This is a genomic window from Paenibacillus sp. FSL L8-0708 (assembly GCF_038009325.1).
Lineage (GTDB): Bacteria > Bacillota > Bacilli > Paenibacillales > Paenibacillaceae > Paenibacillus_AQ > Paenibacillus_AQ odorifer.
Window position 1 is genome coordinate 7,123,357 of record NZ_JBBPBC010000001.1, and the last position, 21,505, is coordinate 7,144,861.

A 21,505-nucleotide genomic window follows, 5' to 3' on the forward strand; every position below is an offset into this window, starting at 1 on the left:
CCAAAAATGCGGCTGTCTTTCAAAGTCATGAAGACTTCGAGACAGCCGCTGCCTATATCTAGTATGTAAGTAAGACCAGAAAAAGTTAAGCTTGATGTCTAGTCCGCCAGTTTTTTTACAAACTGCTTCCTTTCATTCACACGTAGCTTCGTATAAATATTCTTTACAATATTTCTTACCGTTCCTTCACTGATGCCCAGTTCACCCGAAATATGCAGAGCTCCTTTTTCTGACAACCACAAGTGAGCAACCTCTCTCTCTCTTGCAGTAAGTCTGTATTCTTGAAATCTGGCTTCTAGGTCCTGCTTCCTCAAATCAGAACTCTCCAACCATCTTCTGCTAATATTGTCCGTTATTTGTTGTATAAAAGGGATCGCAAATCGTGATGAATTCTGCGATTCTGCTCACCTCACTATGTACCAGTTGTACCATTGCATTATGATAGTGCGGTTCTAACTCTCCATCACTATATTTCAAGACCACTAAGTATGTTACAAGCTTTCATTTTTACACAAAGCACAATAATCGATAAAAGTAAATATCTAACAGGGGATATATAACTTTTTTTATCACAGCACTATTGTTGTATTTGTAAGTGCTTGATAAGTTGAACAGTTAGGAGATCATGAATATGAACATGCTTGATAACCTGATAATTGAAAAGAATAAAAAACTTCACTTCGAAAACATGGCTGTCTACCAGGCGAAAATGAATTCTGAAAATGTTGGATCAAATAAGCATCAATTAGTGCGTCGGTAATCTGCCGTCTTGACAACTTATAATGAGGAGTGGGAATGAATGAACAATATCAAATTCTTATTCAGTAACTTGAGCAGTTACGTTGATAAGAATCCTATCGTTGGATTACTTATACTTATTATATTTGTTGGTAGTTGTTCTTTACTTATCTTTAATACAGGTAAGAACATCGGGGAATTATTATATTCATTGAAAAAATAAAATTTTTGATCATTTAATAAATGCTTTACAGGCGATTTTATGGCATTCACAAAATATCATTGCGTCAAACAATACGACATCAAAGATTGCGGAGCATCCTGTCTTGCGACCATCTCCAACCGATGCTGAACTCATCACTTATTATTCAGTCCTATGGTCTAGCCAGATTGCACACAAAAATATAATACAACAACTCGAAGAAAAACTGGCTAGTTATAAGCCGGAAGCCAATGAAATTGATTTTGAATACTCAGAACTAAAAGAGCAGCGATTGGAACTCGTACGCGTCTCCCAGGATAATGATACTCTCCTAAAAAACAGGTTAATCTCAGCGGCTCAGGCAGATCAGAACAAGCTGGATTTACTAAACTTAAATCAGCAATTCGATAAGCAAAAAGTAAAGTACGGTTTATTCCAAGCAAAAGTTACTTTGGCTCTTAGTGGAGTTATCCTCTAATAACCATTAATTTATCATTCATAACCCAAAGGAGATATCACAAGATGAAAACCATATCTAGCCTAATCGCAGCAACTCTTCTTTCTACCGCTATCGCCTGGCCTGTCCATGCCGCAGAGAAGCCAATCTCCATTCAGATCAATCAGCAACAGCTCGCACTGAAGGGACAGTCTCCCTTCAATGATAATGGTACAATTGTCGTTCCTTTTCGTCCGGTTTTTGAAAAACTAGGACTTTCAATCGATTGGAATCAAACCACAGGTACCATAACGGGTACTAAGGAAGGGCTTACGATTACACTGCAACTAGGTAGTAAGCAGGCCAGCATCAATGGTGTTATAACCCAACTTTCTGTTGCCCCTAAGCTCATCAATAATTCCACTTACATTCCGCTGCGCTTCGTTGGGGAGGCTACAGGTAATGAAGTCTCCTGGAATGCACACTCGAAGACAGTAACCATTACAGGCAAGACTAACCAGGTAAATCCGCAGGAAATCAATGCTTTTTTTGAAAAATACGTAACCTATACCAACAATGAGAATTATGAAGGGTTCATGAGCCTAATCGATAGCAAGTCTCCTCTTGTGGTCATCGGGCCACAAATTAAGAGCCAAATGGAACAATACGATCTGACCACTTCACTTGATCAATTAGAGGTTATCAGCCTTCAACCCACAGAGGCTACGATTCACACCGTTGAAACGACTACACACCTCAGCGGTCCATTCACCTTAGACAATACCTCTGAATATATTTATAGCTTAACGCGTACCGCCAGCACTGAAGACTGGAAAATCAACAACCTGCAGATTAAAGGCGTACAATATATCCTCCCAGATAAACTGCTGAACGCTAAGCCAGCTGTGACGAAGGCGGATGAAACGGATATATTAGCTGTGCTTAAGAGCAACTTGGACTATACCAATGCAGAGAATATTCAAGGTGTGCTATCTACTATTGATCCTGAGTCCCCTGCTCTCGAACAAACCAAACAGCTCTTCAGCCAAATTTTCACAGCCTATGATCTAAAGTTCACTCTGGAATCTGCCAAAATCATTCATTATACCCAGGATACCGCAGCCGTATATATGGTTCAGACGAGCATCAAGCTTAAGGGTCCTGACTTTCAGGATAACCGCTCCACCTCTGTCACAACGCTGAAGAAATCCAAATCAGGCAAATGGATGCTGGATCAGACCTATCCGATTAGTGTAGACAAGCTGACTCCATAATTATAAGGATCTGTAACAAAACAAAAAACGGCAAGCCCCATAACCCCGGAGGCTTGCCGTTTGCTTATTTAAAGCGCCGGATCTTCAGTCTTACCCGCTCCCCCCCACAATCGCCAATCTTTACGTGACATATAACTTTAAAAATCCTATGTACAAATAAATGTTTAGAACTTCATTTATCCAAATTTATAACATAAGTATCTCAATCAATTCCCATCTCTCGCTGATATTCAGCTTACTATAAATACTCTTAACGATATTCCGCACAGTCCCCTCTTTCACATTAAGGTCATTGGAAATTTGCAACGCACCCTTTCTTAGCGACCAATGATAGGCTACCTCCCTTTCTCTAGGCGATAATCGATACGAATCACACTTTTCCTGAAATCTGTGTTCAATTAGCTTTGGGCTTTTTTCCTTCAACTTCAAAACAATCTTTTCGGATAATTGCTTAATAAAGAGGATCGAAAAACCCAGTTGTCTCTCGGCTTCAAATGAGATGTCGATGTATCCACATATAAAACCATTTATCATTATAGGAGCGCATACACAATTCCACTCTTTAAACATTGGATTACTATGCTCTTTTCCACGCACTACTGCAATTGACTTGACCTCCATCGCTAAAGAAACTGCATTCACTCCAGAGAATTGCTTCGAGAGGTTAGTTCCATTCCTAATTCCAAAATGATCTATTTTCTCCTGAAACATTTCGAATGGACTAACAATATTAATAATATTACCGGCTCGATCTGTTAAGAAAAAGACAAAGGGCAATAAGAGAAATTCTGTTACTTCCGCCAATTCTGAATGCAATACTTCAACCAATATCTCGTAGGGAACCAGCTCTTCAATAGAAAAGGATTTTTCTGTTTTGATGTTACTCCAGGGTTGGCAAAATTCACACACAGAATTATTGGATTTTTTATCTACATCATCTACCGTAAACCAGGCACGTTCGCATTCAAGAATATCCAAACAGTAAAATCTCCTAACTAATGGTATTTTTAAAACAGAGCATAGCACTCCATACAAAGGAAAACAATGACATAAGTCGTTAGGATTGTGAGAGATTAGCAAGATTTAAAATGATTATTAACAAGAACATTTCACTGTCCTGTATCCTTGAAGTTTCGCAAAAAAGAACAGAGCATAATAATTAACACTTGTCTATATCCTACCTAGGACATAGACAAAATCCAATTTTTCTATAAAAATTAGGATGTACGTCGATCAGAGGGAAAATAAAACAATGGAGATACTTATATCTGCTACCCTGAAAGGAATGAATTCCATCAAGAGTTTAGTAGGGATTTTCAGTAGAAAGTATACAAAGTCTATTCCATTTTTACTTTTGTTTTCATTATTTATATTGGCATTTTCTGCGGTAAATAGAATATTTCCAATAATATCTTTCTTAATAATTATGTTAAATGCTCTGTACATTGTTGTGAAAATAGCAATATTTAAAATTAAAAAATAAATATTTATTTCAGGGGGGTGATATTGCAATCTGGCAAAGCGCCTTTCAGCCTTTCCTAAACAAAGTTTTGGCTATTAGTGTAGACAAGTTAACTCCATAATTATAAGAATTTGTAACAAAACAAAAAAAACGGCAAGCCCCATTAACCCGGAGGCTTGCCGTTTACTTATTTAAAGCGCCGGAGCATTAGTCTTTTCTGCTCCTTTACGCTCTTTTGCCGATTTACGGAAGTAGAACAACTCGTAAATCGCCGGCACTACAATCAGCGTAAGCAGTGTTGCTGCGGTTAAACCGCCAATGACTACAATCGCCAAGCTTTGCGAGACGATGCTGCCCATCTCGGCATGGCCGAACAGCAGCGGTGTCATGGCGCAGATGGTGGCAATCGCCGTCATGAGAATCGGACGCATCCGTGTTCCGGCAGCTTCTAGAATAGCCTCGTGGATACTCATATTGGCTTCATTTTGCTTAATCCGGTCAATCAGCACAATGGCATTCGTAACAACAATACCTATTAACATCAACGCCCCGAACAGAGCTGTGAAGTCAGGCGTTACACCGGACACGATAAGTCCAACAATCGCACCAATCGCTGCGAGCGGCAAGGAGAACATAATCGCCAGTGGAGCCCGAAGGGTTTTAAAGGTGAGTACCATAATCAGATACACCAACCCGATGGAGATCAATGCCGTCATACCCAGGTCGTTGAAATCCTCTGACTGATCAACTGACGCTCCGCCTGCAAATAAGGTCACGCCTTTCGGAAGTGTAAGACTATCGGTTTCTTTTTTAATATTCGCACCGATCTCAGATACCTTCTTCGGATCAACCTCTGCTGTAATTCGTACATACGGCTTCCCATCTTTATGGAACAACATTGCCGGTTCATTCCGAACCTCGTAAGTTGCGAGCTGAGACAGCGGCTTCGGCCCCTCAGCCGTCATGAGCGTCAGCGCTTTTAAATCCTGCTCCGTTTGCGGCTGAACCATAGGATCTAACACTACACCTGCTGCGTCACCATCAAGCTCAATTTGCCCCATTGGAATCGGATTAAGCATCGCTGACAGCTGCATTGAAATCTCTTGCGCATTACTTTGCGCCGGATCTACCTTAAAGGAAAATACAGGTTTCGTGTCCTCCATATTGCTGCTGACTTTTTGAATTCCCTCTACGGACTTCAGCTTAGCGGTGACTTCTGTTGCTACAGTAGTAATATCCGCAAGATTATCTCCGACAATATCAATATATTCACTGGTAGAGCTGGATCCCATCATACTCATTTGGTTAGCAACAAGTGTTGCTCCAGTGTATGAATCTTTTACCTCACGAACATGATCAATAAAAGCCTGAGCATCTGCACCTTTTTTCATAACAACGGTATAGTCCACTAAGGTTTCAGAGGTAACACTCCCCCACTTAGCGGCGTCCGCACTATTCCCTGATTGCATGATTACCGTTTCTGCTTGTGGCTGCTTCATCAAATCTTGTTCTAACTGCTTTCCCTTTTCCAAAATATCTTTGACAGGAACATCTTTGGGATAATTCATCTGAACAGAAACATAGCTGGCATCCGAAGCATCGAGCGCCCCTTTGGGCATAGTCACATAAGCAGCAATGGAGCCAATCAGAAGCAGGAGACCCAACGATAAACTAACCCATTTACGGTGAAGATTCCAGTCCAGAAAGCGGATAAACCATTTAGAAGGTTCGTGTTCTTTCATTGATGTTCTTCTCAGCAGCCATGAGCTTAAAAGAGGAACAACCGTCAAAGCTACTACGAGTGAAGTAAGCAATGAATAGGTCACTGTTAAAGCAAACGGCAGTAAGAAAGCTTGCAAACTACCACGCAAGAGACCCATTGGCAGAAATACTGCTACCGTAGCAATGGTTGATGAAGTAATCGCTCTAGCCACTTCCCCAGTTGCGCTAATAATCATTTCACGGGAAAAGGGTTCTTTTTGCAGCCTACGGTAAATATTCTCAATTACCACGATACTATCATCGACCAAGCGGCCTACCGCAACCGCGACTCCCCCGAGTGTAATGATATTTAAGCTTATGCCGGAAATGTTCAGCAGATATAAGGTGACCGCTAACGAAAGCGGAATGGATACTGCCGTAATCAGAGTAGCCCGCAGGTTACGCAGGAACAACAGAATCACGATCGTCGCAAATAATGCACCTAGCAATACCTCACGCATCATACTGTTCACCGAGGTAACTACCATATCCGATGTACTGAACACCACTGCTGCTTCTGCATTAGGAATGGTTTTATTAATATGATCTACGGCAGCCTGAATGTTATCTCCGACACTGACTGCATTTGCATTAGCCTCTTTGGTCACTATGGCGAATAGAACGTCTTTCCCGTTCGAACGGCTGACACTTTCCTGATCCTGCTTCAATTCGACAGCAGCGATATCCTGCAGCTTAACGCCCGCAGATACAGGAAGATTTTTTAAAGTATCCATACTATCTATCGTAGAAACTACGTTAACATTGCCGGTTTGCCCACCAATCGTTTGCTCCCCAAGGGATGCCGATATATTACGTCCTTGAAGTAAACCTAATACTTGTGGAGTCGTGACTCCCTTCTCCGCCATTAATTTTGGGTCCAGCTTAACACTGACCTGCGGAGTTACCTTACCATATAAAGCAACGTTTGCTACCCCTTCAGCTTTTTGCATCTCTGGAATGATAGTTTCTTCCGCAAGCTTAAGATTCTCTTTAGTCAGGCCTTCCTCAAAAGCAAGGGTAACCTGTGACACAGGAATCATGGAGGTATTCAACTGAAGTACAAAAGGAGCCATTACCCCTTCCGGGAACTTCAATGAATCGACGACCTTCTGGACCTCCTGTGCAGCATCCTTCATATTCGTTTTCGAATCATAAAAAATATTCACCTGCGCATATCCGTCTCCGGAAGTGGACAGTATTTCCTTCTTCCCTTTCACAAAAGCTGCTCCAGCTTCTATCGGCTTCGTTACATTAGTCTCCATAGCATGTGTATCCTGACCAGGACCCAGCACAGTTACAGTCACTTGAGGATTATCCGCCTCTGGCATAAATTCCATTGGAAGCGAAGTGTAGCTCATCCCTCCCACCACAAGAGCCATGACTACTAAAAGCCCCACCGCAGCCTTGTTACCGAACGACCATTTTGTTAACCATTTCATTTTCTTTTTCCCCTTCCACTCCACATGATTTCTGGCACTCCCCTTATGTCTGTTTGATTATGTATTAATTTCCATCCCGAGATTTAGTTTAGTCATTTTTGGCTGAAGTCAAAACAGCCCTACGGCTGGTTTCGTACTCAGTCTTAAGACGGGGAACTTTCCCCTTCTGTAGACAGATCCCCGTCCTTTTTCTTGATGATGGCAACTTGAACGTGAGCATAAAAAAAGAGCCCCGTTAGCCATATAAATGGCCAACAGGACTCCCTTTTGTTATGGTTTATTTCCCTTCCGCACGTACTGGATCACGGAACATAAATTTCAATAGTGGCGGCGTTACAAGTGTAGTTACAATGACAACAATTATGACCGAAGTAAAATACTGTTGCTGTAACAAGCCACTTTGCAGCCCTGTGGCGGCAATGATCAACGCAACTTCCCCCCGTGAAATCATCCCTGACCCAATAATGGCAGACGAGTGGTTATCAAAGCCTGTAAGACGCGCACCCAGACCGCCACCAAACAGCTTGGTCAGAATGGCAACCACCGTAAGCAAGAGCACGAAGCCGATTTGACTGCCTACCCCTTCAAAGGAAACACTAAGTCCGATACTTACAAAAAAGACCGGCACAAAAATCGAATAAGCAATCGGCTCGAGCTTGGATTCTACCGTGTGCTTAAAGGAAGTTTGCGAGATAGCAATCCCAGCCGCAAAGGCACCAATGATTCCTGCCATCCCCATGATTTCAGCAAAATAGGCGAATGCGAAACAAATCATTAACGCTGCTGAAATAATCGCCTCTGTCACCTTCAACGGAGCCATCCATTTCATGACCCGAGGAACAATGAACCATCCGGCAATAATCGCTACGGCAAAGAACAACACCTTTTTCCCAATTAAAAGACCAATAGAAACGTCTGTACCTGTACCAAAAAAGCTCATCAGAACAGCGAGCAAAATAACAACTAGAATATCATCTACTACGGCAGCCCCCAGAATTGTAGAGCCTTCACGTGTGTTCAGCTTATTCATATCTTTTAACACCTGCACCGATATGCTGACCGATGTTGCACTAAGAATAACGCCCATAAACAAAGCATTATGATAAGCAAAACCAAACATTTCTCCTAAGGCGAACCCACCCAAAAAGGGTAATATAATTCCACCGACGGCTACTGCAAAAGCTGATTTCCAGTTCTTGCGCAATTGATCCAGATCCGTCTCAAGCCCCGCTATGAACATTAACAGTAGAACACCGATCTCAGAGATATAATGAATAAACTCTCCATCCTGAACCCAGCCCAGTACCGCAGGCCCCAGTATGATTCCCACAATAAGCTTACCTAGCACAGCTGGTTGCCCAAGCCGCACAGATAGATCACCAGCTACTTTGGTGAACAATATGATCAGCATAAGATATAAAACAAACTCCATCTTTCAATCCACTCCCTTGTTGTATATAAGAACTGCCAACCAGGAGCTTCTCCAAGCCAAAAAAAGACAAAGAGGAGCCCTTGTTGACAGGCTCCTCCAAAAAACAAATAATTATTCAATTTAACTTTATAAATTATATTATACCTATATTTAAAATAACTGTAAACCAGATGCGCCGATAATATAAATTATGCACATTTGATTTGTTCTAGAATTGAATTGCTTATTTCAGATAGAACACTTCCCGTAAGGGCTGCATAGGCACCTCATCATTGAAATCAAATGACCCTTCAACCATCTTAGAGGTAATCGCATTCCAGCGGTTGCAAGCATCACTTTTGGCAATGTAATCAAAAGCCGCCTTACTATCCTCACACTCATAACAGTAAAAAAATTGATTGCCATTCTGAAAGATGGAATAGTTAGAAATACCAGCCTTACTGTGCTCCTCCAAAATTTCTGGCCAAGGATTTAAATGCATAGCTACATACTCCTCTAAACATTCTTCCTTCACCCGCCATGTCCAAGCCAATTTATTGCTGCTCATCTGCTCATCCTCCTAGAAATCCCCTCTTTTACACATATTAAGAACTAGGGACATTTGATACCTATTATTGTACCTGAATAGAGTAGTCCAAGCTATGCATATCTATATGATCTGTAAATTTTTTAAGCGTTAATTCCGGCTTCACTCGGACGTAGAATAGCAGAACCAATCGCCAGCAGCACCGCGGCCATAAGACCCAAGATGGCAAAAGGCAGCCATAATTCATTCCAGCCTCCACCTGTAGCAGCGATATCGATCGCTTGGATCGCCCATTTTTGCGGTACAAAATTAGCTGCCTTCTGCATATAATCCGGCATAATGGATAACGGCCAGAAACAGCCTCCAAGCATACAGGTCGGGGTCAGGATCAGCGAATTAAGCATGCCAGTATTATTGGGATTGCGAATCAGACCTGCTACCGTACTGGCTAAGCCCATGGAAACGAGCATAAATGCTGCAAGAACCAAAAAATACAAGTAGAGCGGTAATCCAAAGTCAAACTGCAGTACATAACGGCCCAAAGCAAGTACTACAACAATTTGAATTAACCCAACAATGAAGCTTCCCAGAAAATTACCGAGGGCAATCTCATACGAACGAACCGGGGCACTGAACATACGTTTCATCGTTCTTTCTCTTCGATCATCCATAATAAGTGACACTGAACTTGTAACCAGCCCCATTAAGAACATCAAAGTAAATCCTGTGACGATGCTTAAGCCCTCTTTTGGATATAAATCATAATCTGTTCTTATACTGCCTACACTATGTTGCTCTGCTCTCTGCATTACGGCAGCAAACTGTGAGTCCGAGTCAGTAGCCTCAGCCCGAGCTGCTCCAATTAGTCCAGCAGTGTTTCGCATTTCATCAGCAATTACACTGATTTTCATTTTTACCATAATGGATGTTTCGGTAGCCTTAAGCTCATACACACTAATTTGCGGCTCTTCTCCAGCAAGCAGTGCGGAGGTGAAGTTTTGCGGTATCAAAACACCGGCTTCTCCGTTCTGATCGATAATACTCTCCCTCAAATTAGCCTCATCTGTCTTCTCTACAAGCTTATAATCACCGGTATTCTCCAGCTCGGTAAGCAAATGTTTGCCCGCTGCACCATCGTCCATATTCGAATATAAAATAGTAGCCGGTCTCTCACCCATACTTCCACTAATTGCTACTACCCCGGCCACGACAAGACATGGCAGAAGAATATACGAAAGCAGCCCATTCCGAGAACCAATCGTTCTTTTCACCATATTCCAAGCAATCGTTAAGATCTTATCCATGGTAACCTACCTTCCGGTACGAGATAACCGCTGCACTGAATAGAACCAGACAGATGATCGACAAAACCAACAGATTCGGCAAAATCTCTGAGACCTCTGCATGCAGCATCATTTTTAGAACAGCTTGTAGCACCCAGTGATTCAGGGTAAATGCCCCGACCGAGTTCACCCATGATTCCGGAAGTGGAGCCATCCCTCCACTAATGAAGGTCATGACTACAGTGATAACATTAACAATACTCCCTGCACTTGCTTTAGTTTTGCTAAACATTGAAATAACAATCGATAACGTCATGGAAGCTATGATCATTAAGAGACAGAAGAGCAGCAGCAAGCCCGGACGATTGCCCCAATTTACGCCGAACAACAAGTGAGTCAGGATAATAATCGCTACGCACTGCACTACACTTACAACCCCTACGCCTAGCATTTTACCAATAAACAGCTCAGAACCTTTTACCGGCATTGAGGTTATTCGGAAGAGGGTGTGATTTTCTTTTTCATTAAAAAGAGAGCTACTGACGGTCAAACCGCTATATAGCAGAAACATTAGCATCATGGATACCGCATAGAATTGGGAGGCTGTATAGGATAGGCTACCTTCACTGAGCGCCCCAACCTTAACAGAAGGCCGCTCTCCCAAACTTGGTGCAGTAGCGGTCAAAGCTTCTGGACCCAACGTCATAGCTACGGATTGCTTATAGTTAATATTGTTTAAAAAGTTATCGAATACCGTCCCCGCAACCATATTATCTGTCCGATCTTTGCCCAGAACAAACTCTAACTGTGCAGTTTCACCGCTTTGTACTTTCTTGTCGAAGCCTAGGGGAACAATAACCGCATAACCATATTTCCCGGCGCGCAGGCCGCTTTCCGCTGTCTCTCGGCTCCCTACTTTGACCGGAATAATGATATCCTTAAGCTCCGGCGTCTTCAAAAAGCTGTCTATCATCGCCGAGCTTTCATACCCTTCTCCAGAAAGATTAACTACACCAACACGTACAGGGTCAATCTTAGACGCTGCCTTATCACCGATTACACTGGAGAGGGAAGCACCCAGCAGAAAGATCAAAAGCAGCGGTAGCAGAAACATATTGATGATGATTGAGCGTGAAATAAACAGCCTGCGAAGCTCATAAATCATAATTGTCCAAATATTTCTCAAAGCGTTCTCTCCCTCCTTTAATCGCGCAATGTCCGTCCTGTCAAACTAAGGAATAGTGTCTCCAGATCCGGCTCCTCAATATTTAAAGAACCAATAACGCCTTCATGTTTAGCAAAAATAAATAAGATATCCTGCAGCTCATCCTGTGAGGAGGGGAGATACATTTCTACCGTTCCCTCTTTACTTTCCACTCTCGTGATCCGCGGGTGTAGACTAAGCTCATTGATTAGCTCCGGAGTGATGTTCGTTGCTTTGACCACTATTTTTTCTTCCTGAGAAACCCGTTCCCGCAGCTCCTTTTCCGTGCCACAAGCAATGATATGTCCCTTATCCATAATCGCTACCCGATCACAAATGGCTGCAACCTCTTCCATATAATGACTAGTGTAGATGACGGTTGAGCCAAGCCGATTCAGCTCTTTGACCGACTCAAGGATATGATTACGAGACTGCGGATCAATCCCTACGGTCGGCTCATCCATAATAATCAGCTTTGGATGATGCATGATGGCACAAGCGATATTCAAACGTCTTTTCATCCCTCCGGAAAAGGTAGCTGGTTTTTCTTTGGCCCGGTCACTAAGTCCTGTGAAAGCGAGAGCTTCCGCCACCCGCTCTTTCAGCAATTTTCCCCGCAAGCCATACAATCTTCCGAAAAAAGTTACATTTTCAGCTGCTGTCATTGTATTGTACAAAGCCAAATCCTGCGGAACTAAGCCGATCTTTTTCTTAACCTCCAGTGCATTCGAAGAGACTGATAACCCATCAATAACAATGTCTCCACTATCAATCTTTAGCAGGCCGCAAATCATACTTATAGTTGTACTTTTACCTGCCCCGTTCGGGCCTAGCAGGCCAAAGATCTCTCCTGCTTGAATCGTAACATTCACATGATCTACCGTTAATTTGTTCTCATACCGTTTCACCACATCGGTCAACACCGCGATTGCCATCTCTTATCTCCCCTGTCGTGTGTGCTTCTATATTTTCAATTTTATTCTAGGTTGAATTTTTGCGGATGTACGAAAGGTCATTTTTTGAAGGTGACTAAAGTCATCTCCTGAAGTAGTGGGATAATATGCTAAGATTATTAAAAAACATAAAGGATGACTAAGGCGTGCCCAGAGAGCTAAACTTATTGCGTTACGGACTCATCTTAATCCCTGCGTTTATTACCATTTATGTCTATCAATATAACGATTATGGAATCTTCACGCTGCATATCCTGATGCTTCTATTCCTTGTGGTCATGGTGCCAAAGCTCCCTCGATCCATTCATGCTTTGATTAGTATCATTGAAATCTTGTTCACGGCCTGGTTATGTTATCAATATGGCAGCATGATGATTTTTCCCGCTATATCAGCACTGCTTTATTATTCCAGACTCCAGCCTAAAGCGGTGCCTTACGTGTTCACAGGTGTACATCTGATAGCTTTGAACGTCGCACTCCAGAATTCTCCAACGCTCGTAGTGACTTACATTAACCTTTCATTTCTGCTCACTGCCTACCTAAATAAGCTATTATTGAAAGCTGGCCAGCGGCGCGAAGACACTCTTCTTCTATATGATGAGTTGCGCAAAAAGCATTTCGAACTCGATGAAGCTCGCAACCGCCTGCTGGAGTTCAGCGCGCAAGTAGAAGAGTCTGCCCAGTCCAAAGAGCGCGTCCGAATCTCACGCCAGCTCCATGACGATATCGGCCACCGGTTAATTCGGATTAAAATGATGATGGAGGCCGCCCTCCAGACCTTGCCCACCTCTCCCGAGAGCGGAATGCAAATGATGGAATTGATTCGTGACCAGCTGTCGGCTAGCATGGACGATATGCGGTCCGCAGTTAAACGTATCAACTACACCCCGAAGCTTGAGGGAGCTTATGCGTTAGACCGGCTGCTCGAAGAGATTGGGCGTGAGACGGGGATCGAGACCTCATACCAAGTACAAGGCATACCTTATCCACTCTATCCTAGTATTCAAGTAATCCTGTACAAAAACGCCCGTGAGGCTATAACTAACGCCTTGCGGCATGGAAAAGCAACGTCCATCCGGATCAAAATTGACTATGTGCAAGCAGGAATCACTATGGAGGTTAGCAACAATGGCTCTCTACCCGAAGGAGAGAAACTCAGCAAATTATTGGGCCGTGGTGGGGACGGAATGAAAGGAATGTACGAGCGAACGCATTTAATCGGTGGAACACTCGAACTAAGGCAGAAGCCATATTTTACAGTCATTACGCGGCTGCCCATTTATAAGCAAGATGAGATTGTATAACGAAAGGAGCCATGCTAATGATTAAAGTGTTAATTGTTGATGACGACCCCTTTATTCGCCAAAGTCTGCAAGTATTGCTAGGGATGGACCCAGATATTGAAATTGTTGGAGCAGCTTGTGAAGGTAACGAAGCCTTGGAATTACTTCAAGAGGGATTAATGGCCGATGTGGCTCTGATGGATATCCGCATGCCCGGCTGCGGTGGCGTTGAAGGAACGGAGAAGATTAAGCAGGCTTTTCCGCAAATTGCAATATTGATGCTGACCACCTTCGACGATGATGAATATATCATTGAGGCACTGCGTAACGGAGCTAGTGGATATTTGCTCAAAAACATACCGCCAGACCGGATCATCCAGGGCATTAAAACGGTTTTTGAAGGGAACATGCTTATCCACCCTGATATCGCCCGCAAGCTGGCAACCTTTCTGCAACCTACGGCACGGCAAGAATTGCCACAGGTACAGCCACTGGAATCCTTCGGATTGACCAAAACAGAGCTGGCTGTAGTGGCTTCTATCGCTGAGGGGCACAGTAACAAAGAAATCGCCGGACAGCTTTTTTTAAGCGAGGGCACCGTCAAAAATTACATAACGGATATATTAAGCAAATTAGAGCTCCGCGATCGTACGCAAATTGCAATTTTTTATTTGAAGAATAGGCAAGGTTGAACTAGTAACATAAAGCCTGTAAATAGGCCACTGCCAAAGTTAGTTTTTCTTACGGACTCCAGCGACGCTGCTCCTTGGCGCGAGTTCGGACTTCAGTACCGTTACTCCTTGGGCACGGGCTCGGGTTCGGACTCCAGTGACGTTACTCCTTGGGCGCCGGTTCGGACTCCAGCGACATTACTCCTTGGACGCGGGTTCGGACTCCAGTGACATTACTCCTTGGACGCGGGTTCGGACTCCAGCGGCATTACTCCTTGGACGCGGGTTCGGACTCCAGCGGCATTACTCCTTGGACGCGGGTTCGGACTCCAGCGACGCTATTTACAATTTTATCGGCGTTTGAGCAGAGTTTCGGACCCCAGCGACGTTATTCCTCAGAAAGAGGCTCATTTGGGGTGTTTTTGATGCCAATAGCGCCTTTTGGGTCCGTTACCATTCTAAAAAAGCGAAAATGCTGCGATTAGGGGCAACTGGGTCCGATAGCAACTTCTCGCACGCGAAATTACCATCTAATCAAAAACAAAGATACCCCATTCGCCATTTCATGGCTTATGGGGCATCTTCTAGTTATCCTTCCGCTGATTCCTGCTTGGCTTCAGTGGTTTTTTTTCGTTTAAGTTGGCCGTCCGGAAGATTCCGGCTGCGTATGCCTGTCTTCATCCCGATGATGCTGTAGATGCTGGAAGGCTTCGCCTCAGCGGTAATCATCCCATCTGTCTCCGGCACCAAAATAATACCGAGCTGATGGTGATCCCCATCATAGATCGGGCTTTGAAGGTATTTGCTCTCCCCTTCACGGTTCAGCACCTCCAGCTTGCAGAACGCTGGATTCATGCGCAGCGCCTCATGTAGCTGCGCCGCATCGGTCAACAGGACCCCGTTGACCTTCAGTAAGATCTCGCCGGGCAGGATGCCCAGCTCCTGGCCGGGACTGCCCGGCAGCACGGCCAGCACTTTGCGGCCGCGCGGTGGATGCACGAAGATGGGGCTGATGCTGCGCTCTTCCAGAGCGCTGTACCAGCTTAACCCTTCGTGCAGCACAATAGCTGCGAGCGCCGCGACCAGAGTCAGCGGGCTCCACCAAGCGGCAAGCAGGCTTAAGCCGAGCAGGACGATGCTGTAGATCAGCAGCCGTCCTGCAGTGCGGGCCGCCTTGCGCCCGGGCAGCATGCCCTGCGTCATCTCGCTGAAGCCGATGATGACGGGCAAAGAGACGATGCCAAGGCTGCCGCCGAGCAGCGAGTGCCATGGCAAATCCGTTCCTGCTCCCGATGGGAGCAGCAGGAACAGCGGTAGCGGCCAGAAGGCCTGCAGCTGATAGCCGCCGACGACCATGCCGCGCTTTCCCTTCAGGAAGAGCGGCGTTGCAAGCTTGGCCCCTTGTCTGCGGGCCAGCAGTGCCTCCGCCATGTGCAGCAGCGCAGCTAACACTAGCAAAGCAGGAATATCCATCTCCCGTATGGCGGTGGTAATATTCCCTACCGTTCCACTATCTAAAGCATCTGGAAAGAAAGAAATTACAAACTGAATGATACCTAACAAGCCTATAGAATACGCAAAGCACAAATACCGTACACGCAATAGCGACAACACGAGACTAACTACCCAAATGCAGGCTACAGCCGTACCTGATAATGATATTCCTAGCAGAACGGCTGCTATAGAGACGACCAAACCCATGACTAGACCACTCCATACCGTCCGCCACGTTTCCTGACCCCAGCTATGTAATTTCACATGTATCAGCTTTCGTTCTAATGCCACCTGCCTACGGTAATATAACGCAATAAATATAATAGCAATGTAGTAATACGGCTGGATCAATAAGTGTAAGAACGCAGTGCCCAAGCTTCCTAACAGTTCCTGAATCACATTCAAACTGTTCGTCACACTCCTTTTCGTCCGATGACTGATTTGTATATATTCTAATTCCTCTACGCCGGTTGGCATTTTCTTATCTAAAAGAAAAAAAGAAGGCTGAATTCAGCCTTCTTACTTTTTCGACGCTGCCGCCTTAATTTCCTTCTGAATCTCAGCAATCCCTTTATTCCGTTGGTTGTCGTGAACAGGGTCTTGAATGACCTTGATCAGCGCCGCTTCCAGCGCCTCGGCTGTCTTGGCGTCAATTATGCCTGTGACTTGGAGCTTTGCTGTACTTTGGAACTTCTTCACTGCGTCCTTAGTGCCAGCATCGAAATAGCCATCTTTACGTCCAGGCTTGTAACCCAAACCGTCCAGCATCGTCTGTGCACTCTTCACATCAGCGTTGTTCATATTATATTGCAGCGCCACGCTCTTGTTAATTGGAGCCACCGAGAAGTAATCCGGCTGCGCTACCGCGATATCCGGTTTAATGCCCTTACCGTGAATCCATGTGCCGTCTGGCGTAAGCCATTTGGCAATGGTAACTTTCAGCAAGCTGCCGTCTCCAAGCTGTTTGTCAAAGCTCGTCTGCACGGTACCTTTACCGAAAGAATTGTCACCGATCAGCTTAGCTCCTGCCGACTGCTGCAAAGCACCCGCCAATATTTCCGAAGCACTTGCGCTACCTTTATTCATCAGCACGACCACTGGATAAGCTTTACTCGATCCTTTTGAGGTACTAACTTCGCGTTTTTTGTCTTTATATTCTATTTGCACTATAGATTTTCCAGCTGGAACGAATTGCTCTGCCATTTCAATAACAATCGGAAGAACACCACCTGGATCATTACGGACGTCAATAACAAGTCCCTTCATGCCTTGCTTCTCCAGCTTCTCCAGCTCTTCCTTGAATCGTTCTGCGGTATTCAGGGAGAACTGTGTAACCTCGATTACACCCACATTGTCTTTTTCCATGGTAGCGTAGACTGTTTCGAGCTTCACATCATCCCGGGTAAGAACAAATTCGAGTGGCTCTACAGAGCCGGAACGTTGTATTTTCAAAGTGGCCTCACTGCCCTTAGGACCGCGAATCTTGGCAACAGCTGCATTCAGCTCCATGCCTTCCAGCGATTCACCGTTAACGGACAGAATAACATCTTTGGCCTGAATCCCAGCTTTCTCAGCAGGTGAGCCCTTGATCGGAGAGACCACGACTACCTTGCCATTATCCGAAGAGACCTCCGCACCGATACCTGAAAAGGAACCCTCAATGCTTTCTTCGAATTTCTCAGCTGTTTCTTTGCCCATATAGTTGGAATAAGGATCGCCCAGCGCTTCCATCATACCGTTGACAGCACCGTCTATCAGCTTCTCCCGATCTACTGTCTCGTAGTAATTGCTCTCAATCAGACTGAGAGCCGTTCCAAGCTTCTGGGATTCCTTCTGCTGAAGGCCAGTAACCTGCAATGCTGAGGCCAGTCCTTCTCCTGCAGCTTGTCCGATAACATGACTATAACCCGTCACGCCCAAGGTCACCAGACTACCGCATAGCAGGGCGGCGATAATCATAAACGCCGCTGTGCTTTTTTTTAACATGATGTTCCCACCGTCCCTTCTTGTCCATCTCGCAAACAACTCCATAAGTCCGTCCTGAAAGGTACGGTATCTCTTCCAGTATATGCCGTACGCTCAAATAATATGAGTTATAAGTTCTTAAAAATTAGAGATAAGGCATCGGATTTACTGTCTTGCCGTCGATCCGAACTTCAAAATGGAGATGGGGGCCCGTCGAATTACCTGTAGAACCGGATTCAGCAATCACATCCCCACGATTGACTCTATCCCCAGGACTAACCTTGATACCACCTTTACGGATATGTCCGTAGAGGGTCCAAACTCCGCCGCCATGATCAATAATTACACAATATCCATAGCCGCTATACCATTCAGCTACGATTACCGTTCCCGAATCAGCCGCATGAATATTGGTTCCTTGTGGAACTGCAAAGTCTACCCCGGTGTGTACTTTCCCCTTCTCACCCGTAATTGGGTGTGTCCGTGGTCCGTAGGAGGAAGAAATTCTTGCCGAGCCTACAGGGAGCAGGAAGGGTCCATCTCCACCAGCATACGCGGTTGAGGAGCTGGAGCTTGAACTGCTGCTTGCCTTGCTAGCTGCGGCCTTCTTTGCAGCTGCTGCTGCCCGGCGTGCCGCTTCTGCTTTGGCGGCTGCTGCTTTGCGCGCTGCTTCCTCAGCTTTAATCTTATCCTTTTGGGTTTCCAAAGCAGAACGTTCGCTTGCCAGCTTAACCAGCTTCTCATTCTGCTCTTCACTTAGATCATCGCTTTCTTGAATCTGCTTATCATAAAATGCGATAAGCTCCTGCTTCTCCGCTTCCTTCTCTTTCAGCAGGCTTCTCTGATTTTCCAAGGAGGTGTATAACTGCTTGGCTTGAGCATATTGCCCCTCAAGCTCCTGCTTTTTCTCTACAACTGTCTGCTTGTCCAGCTTGTGTTGGACTAACAGCTCCTGATCCTGATCCACAATCATCTTAAGCGAATCGGTGCGGCCCAGAAAATCAGAGAAGCTTGTCGATGAGAGCAAAACATCTAGGTAAGATACCGCTCCATCCGTGTACATCAACCGGACACGGGATCCTAAGAGTTCTTCTCTTGAGGCCACTCGTGCCTCTGCTTCATCCAATTCCGTTGCTGTAACATTAAGAGATTCTTCTGTGTCGGAAATTTTGTTAGAGATTTCGGTCATTTTGCCTTTAACTTGATCCACTTGCTGCAATACATATTGTAAATTGATATTTGTCTTATTCTTATAGTGCTGCGCTTCCTGCGTTTGGGACTCCGCTTTCTCTTGCTGCGCCTTAGCTTCCTGCACCTCTTGTTGCAGCTGCTTTAATTGCTTATCGATTTCGGCAACACTTGTTTTTTTGGCATATCCATCAGAGGGTTGGAATATAGTGACAGCTAGTAACATTACGGCTAGTCCGGCGGCAATCTTCTTCAACTCGCACTCCCCATCCTTCACTCTTAAATTAAACTTTCAAAAACTTACGAATAGAAACCGTACTTCCCCAGACGCCGATCAACACACCTAGTCCAACTAACAGACCTACGAGCAGCAGCCAAATATCACTGAAAGGGATCAGCTGCAATCCGAGCATTGGATCTCCCTGTATCGAAGATTCCAAACCCTTGTAACCGGCATATAAAACACCCGAAGTAATCAATGATCCAATGAGTCCAATTAATGCCCCTTCTATAAAGAAAGGCCAACGAATAAAATAATTTGTCGCGCCTACCAGCTTCATAATCCCAATCTCTTTACGCCGGGCAAGAATCGTTACCCGAATAGTATTGGAGATGAGGAACATAGACATAAGTGCCAGCCCCGCTACAAAAATAAAGCCAATGTTGCGTACGGCACGCGTGATTTTAAACAATGTTTCTATCGAGCCTTTGCCATATTTCACTTTGTAGATAGGCTGCTCGGTATGTGTCTTGTTAAGGGCTTGAATCTTCTCAGCCACAAAAGCAACGGTAGTAGGTTCAATAACCTCTACCTGAAGGGTATCTGGAAGCGGGTTATTGTCTTCATCGAACCCTTCCAGAAGCTCTGCTGCCTCCTCGCCCATATCTGCGCGAAGATCTTTAAGTCCCTGTTCCTTGGAGATGAACGTAATCTTGCTGACCTCCGGCATATTGCCAATTTCAGTCTGCAGGGTCTCGCGCATCTTCTGATCTGTATTCAAAGCTAGATGCACTTTGATCTGTACCTGACTGTCTGCCTCATCAGCTACAGAATTTACGTTAAGAACAAGAAGAATAAATACACCTAGAACAAAAAGAGAAACAACAATCGAAGTGATTGAGGCGATCGACATCCAGCCATTACGGAATACGCTTTTGAAGCCTTCCCGCACATGTCGCAAGAAGGTTTTAAAACTCATAACCATATTCCCCTCTCGCTTGGTCTCTGACAATGTTTCCATTCTCAATCGCAAGCACCCGTTTGCGCATTTTGTTCACAATATCTCTGTTATGGGTAGCCATTACAATCGTTGTTCCACGAAAATTAATCTCGTCAAGCAGCTGCATAATGCCCCATGAAGTCTCGGGGTCTAAGTTACCTGTAGGCTCGTCCGCAATAATAACAGAAGGATTATTGACGATAGCCCGTGCAATAGCGATCCGTTGCTGCTCACCACCAGAAAGCTGTGAGGGCTCACGATTCGCTTTACTTCTCAGCCCAACCAAATCAAGAACCTCATTCACACGTTTCTTGATGACTTTTTTCGGCGCTTCAATAACTTCCATAGCAAAAGCTACATTCTCGTATGCCGTCATTCTGGGCAAAAGCCGAAAATCTTGAAATACAACGCCGATATTACGGCGGACATAAGGGATTTTGCGTGGTTTTAGCTTTCCTATATTGAAACCTCCCACCGAAATCTGTCCTTTGGTAGGCACTTCTTCTCTATAAATCAATTTCATAAAAGTAGATTTACCCGCGCCGGAAGGGCCGACAACGTACACGAATTCATTGCGGTCGATTTTCACTGAAACTCCTTGCAGTGCGTGAGTTCCGTTAGGGTACGTTTTCCATACATCTTGCATTTCAATCATTTTCTCACTTCCCAATTATGACATTTTCCACTTGTGCGAATCGACATTGTCCACCTCAAGTTTCCATAAACTTCAATATTTCCGCAATGTATCTATTGTAACAAATCTGTAACTGATTGAGTACCCCGTAACTGCACGACTATTCGAAAGTTTTGTAGTGACTGGACATATACATATAAAAAAGCACCTAGCGGTGCCTGTTATCAGATGTCCTAACTCCCTTTATTAGAGACTACTTATTTCTTACTAATTTATTATCGGTATCCCACGAAGTGTTCTTTAAGTTCTGTTACAGGGCCGCGCCTGCTTAGCGCAATCC

The 21,505-nt window shown here is 44.6% G+C and carries 19 protein-coding genes; 6 read left to right on the plus strand and 13 right to left on the minus strand.

The genetic code is table 11. The annotated features are described in order from the left end of the window. Positions 1-98: 98 nt before the first annotated feature. The gene (locus tag NYE58_RS33520; RefSeq protein WP_076220896.1) at positions 99-314 is read right to left on the minus strand and encodes a response regulator transcription factor; all 216 of its coding nucleotides are present in this window, start codon (positions 312-314) and stop codon (positions 99-101) included. Between the two features lie 317 nt (positions 315-631). Here NYE58_RS33520 and NYE58_RS33525 point away from each other — a divergent pair, with 317 nt between their 5' ends. The 3 genes from NYE58_RS33525 to NYE58_RS33535 all read left to right on the plus strand — a co-directional run bounded on the left by NYE58_RS33525 (position 632) and on the right by NYE58_RS33535 (position 2,650). After that, a complete protein-coding gene (locus NYE58_RS33525) occupies positions 632-760 on the plus strand; it encodes a hypothetical protein (protein WP_341004037.1) in 129 nt (42 codons plus the stop codon). A gap of 304 nt (positions 761-1,064) precedes the next feature. After that, on the plus strand, positions 1,065-1,418 hold the full coding sequence (locus tag NYE58_RS33530; protein WP_339245216.1) for a hypothetical protein: 354 nt from the start codon (positions 1,065-1,067) through the stop codon (positions 1,416-1,418). Between the two features lie 44 nt (positions 1,419-1,462). Continuing rightward, positions 1,463-2,650 (plus strand): copper amine oxidase N-terminal domain-containing protein, encoded by a 1,188-nt coding sequence (locus NYE58_RS33535; protein WP_076276889.1) that lies wholly within the window; start codon positions 1,463-1,465, stop codon positions 2,648-2,650. A gap of 186 nt (positions 2,651-2,836) precedes the next feature. Here the strand turns inward: NYE58_RS33535 and NYE58_RS33540 are convergent, their stop codons facing one another. From NYE58_RS33540 to NYE58_RS33570, 7 genes are all read right to left on the minus strand, one after another. Next, complete coding sequence (locus tag NYE58_RS33540) at positions 2,837-3,628, minus strand: helix-turn-helix transcriptional regulator (protein ID WP_076220158.1); 792 nt, start codon at positions 3,626-3,628, stop codon at positions 2,837-2,839. A gap of 675 nt (positions 3,629-4,303) precedes the next feature. Further along, positions 4,304-7,312, minus strand: a complete 3,009-nt coding sequence (locus NYE58_RS33545; protein WP_341004038.1) for an efflux RND transporter permease subunit — start codon at positions 7,310-7,312, stop codon at positions 4,304-4,306. 277 nt (positions 7,313-7,589) lie between these two features. After that, on the minus strand, positions 7,590-8,744 hold the full coding sequence (locus NYE58_RS33550; protein ID WP_341004039.1) for a cation:proton antiporter: 1,155 nt from the start codon (positions 8,742-8,744) through the stop codon (positions 7,590-7,592). A gap of 223 nt (positions 8,745-8,967) precedes the next feature. Further along, entirely contained in the window at positions 8,968-9,291 is a 324-nt protein-coding gene (locus tag NYE58_RS33555) for an L-rhamnose mutarotase (RefSeq protein WP_038573529.1), read from the minus strand. Positions 9,292-9,413: 122 nt separating this feature from the next. Next, complete coding sequence (locus tag NYE58_RS33560; RefSeq protein WP_076276892.1) at positions 9,414-10,574, minus strand: ABC transporter permease; 1,161 nt, start codon at positions 10,572-10,574, stop codon at positions 9,414-9,416. Further along, positions 10,567-11,739 carry an ABC transporter permease gene (locus NYE58_RS33565; protein ID WP_341004040.1) on the minus strand — a complete coding sequence of 391 codons (1,173 nt, stop codon included), beginning with the start codon at positions 11,737-11,739 and terminating at the stop codon, positions 10,567-10,569. Before NYE58_RS33565 ends, NYE58_RS33560 begins: the two co-directional genes overlap by 8 nt. A 17-nt stretch (positions 11,740-11,756) precedes the next feature. Continuing rightward, positions 11,757-12,692, minus strand: a complete 936-nt coding sequence (locus tag NYE58_RS33570; protein WP_076123817.1) for an ABC transporter ATP-binding protein — start codon at positions 12,690-12,692, stop codon at positions 11,757-11,759. A 164-nt stretch (positions 12,693-12,856) separates the two neighbouring features. Here NYE58_RS33570 and NYE58_RS33575 point away from each other — a divergent pair, with 164 nt between their 5' ends. The 3 genes from NYE58_RS33575 (at position 12,857) to NYE58_RS33585 (ending at position 15,028) form a co-directional block, all read left to right on the plus strand. Then, positions 12,857-14,014 (plus strand): sensor histidine kinase, encoded by a 1,158-nt coding sequence (locus NYE58_RS33575; RefSeq protein ID WP_076307508.1) that lies wholly within the window; start codon positions 12,857-12,859, stop codon positions 14,012-14,014. Between the two features lie 17 nt (positions 14,015-14,031). Further along, positions 14,032-14,685: a response regulator transcription factor gene (locus tag NYE58_RS33580; protein ID WP_341004042.1), complete on the plus strand. Its 654-nt coding sequence runs from the start codon at positions 14,032-14,034 to the stop codon at positions 14,683-14,685. A 136-nt stretch (positions 14,686-14,821) separates the two neighbouring features. Then, positions 14,822-15,028, plus strand: coding sequence for a hypothetical protein (locus NYE58_RS33585; RefSeq protein ID WP_341004043.1), 207 nt, complete (start codon positions 14,822-14,824; stop codon positions 15,026-15,028). A 224-nt stretch (positions 15,029-15,252) separates the two neighbouring features. Here the strand turns inward: NYE58_RS33585 and NYE58_RS33590 are convergent, their stop codons facing one another. The 5 genes from NYE58_RS33590 to ftsE form a co-directional block, all read right to left on the minus strand. Beyond that, the gene (locus NYE58_RS33590) at positions 15,253-16,227 is read right to left on the minus strand and encodes a PDZ domain-containing protein (RefSeq protein WP_232061470.1); all 975 of its coding nucleotides are present in this window, start codon (positions 16,225-16,227) and stop codon (positions 15,253-15,255) included. Between the two features lie 450 nt (positions 16,228-16,677). Then, positions 16,678-18,144 (minus strand): S41 family peptidase, encoded by a 1,467-nt coding sequence (locus NYE58_RS33595; protein ID WP_076123824.1) that lies wholly within the window; start codon positions 18,142-18,144, stop codon positions 16,678-16,680. 124 nt (positions 18,145-18,268) lie between these two features. Then, on the minus strand, positions 18,269-19,567 hold the full coding sequence (locus NYE58_RS33600; RefSeq protein ID WP_076123826.1) for a murein hydrolase activator EnvC family protein: 1,299 nt from the start codon (positions 19,565-19,567) through the stop codon (positions 18,269-18,271). A gap of 28 nt (positions 19,568-19,595) precedes the next feature. Next, positions 19,596-20,510 (minus strand): permease-like cell division protein FtsX, encoded by a 915-nt coding sequence (gene ftsX / locus NYE58_RS33605; RefSeq protein ID WP_076182150.1) that lies wholly within the window; start codon positions 20,508-20,510, stop codon positions 19,596-19,598. Continuing rightward, positions 20,500-21,186 carry a cell division ATP-binding protein FtsE gene (ftsE, locus tag NYE58_RS33610; protein WP_036678556.1) on the minus strand — a complete coding sequence of 229 codons (687 nt, stop codon included), beginning with the start codon at positions 21,184-21,186 and terminating at the stop codon, positions 20,500-20,502. Before ftsE ends, ftsX begins: the two co-directional genes overlap by 11 nt. Positions 21,187-21,505 lie beyond the last annotated feature (319 nt).

Coding starts and splice junctions, on each gene's coding strand:
- NYE58_RS33525 (WP_341004037.1), top strand. CDS start 632: ATGAACATGCTTGATAACCTGATAATTGAAAAGAATAAAAAACTTCAC.
- NYE58_RS33595 (WP_076123824.1), bottom strand. CDS start 18,144: ATGTTAAAAAAAAGCACAGCGGCGTTTATGATTATCGCCGCCCTGCTA.
- NYE58_RS33550 (WP_341004039.1), bottom strand. CDS start 8,744: ATGGAGTTTGTTTTATATCTTATGCTGATCATATTGTTCACCAAAGTA.
- ftsE (WP_036678556.1), bottom strand. CDS start 21,186: ATGATTGAAATGCAAGATGTATGGAAAACGTACCCTAACGGAACTCAC.
- NYE58_RS33580 (WP_341004042.1), top strand. CDS start 14,032: ATGATTAAAGTGTTAATTGTTGATGACGACCCCTTTATTCGCCAAAGT.
- NYE58_RS33560 (WP_076276892.1), bottom strand. CDS start 10,574: ATGGATAAGATCTTAACGATTGCTTGGAATATGGTGAAAAGAACGATT.
- NYE58_RS33545 (WP_341004038.1), bottom strand. CDS start 7,312: ATGAAATGGTTAACAAAATGGTCGTTCGGTAACAAGGCTGCGGTGGGG.
- NYE58_RS33570 (WP_076123817.1), bottom strand. CDS start 12,692: ATGGCAATCGCGGTGTTGACCGATGTGGTGAAACGGTATGAGAACAAA.
- ftsX (WP_076182150.1), bottom strand. CDS start 20,510: ATGAGTTTTAAAACCTTCTTGCGACATGTGCGGGAAGGCTTCAAAAGC.
- NYE58_RS33555 (WP_038573529.1), bottom strand. CDS start 9,291: ATGAGCAGCAATAAATTGGCTTGGACATGGCGGGTGAAGGAAGAATGT.
- NYE58_RS33535 (WP_076276889.1), top strand. CDS start 1,463: ATGAAAACCATATCTAGCCTAATCGCAGCAACTCTTCTTTCTACCGCT.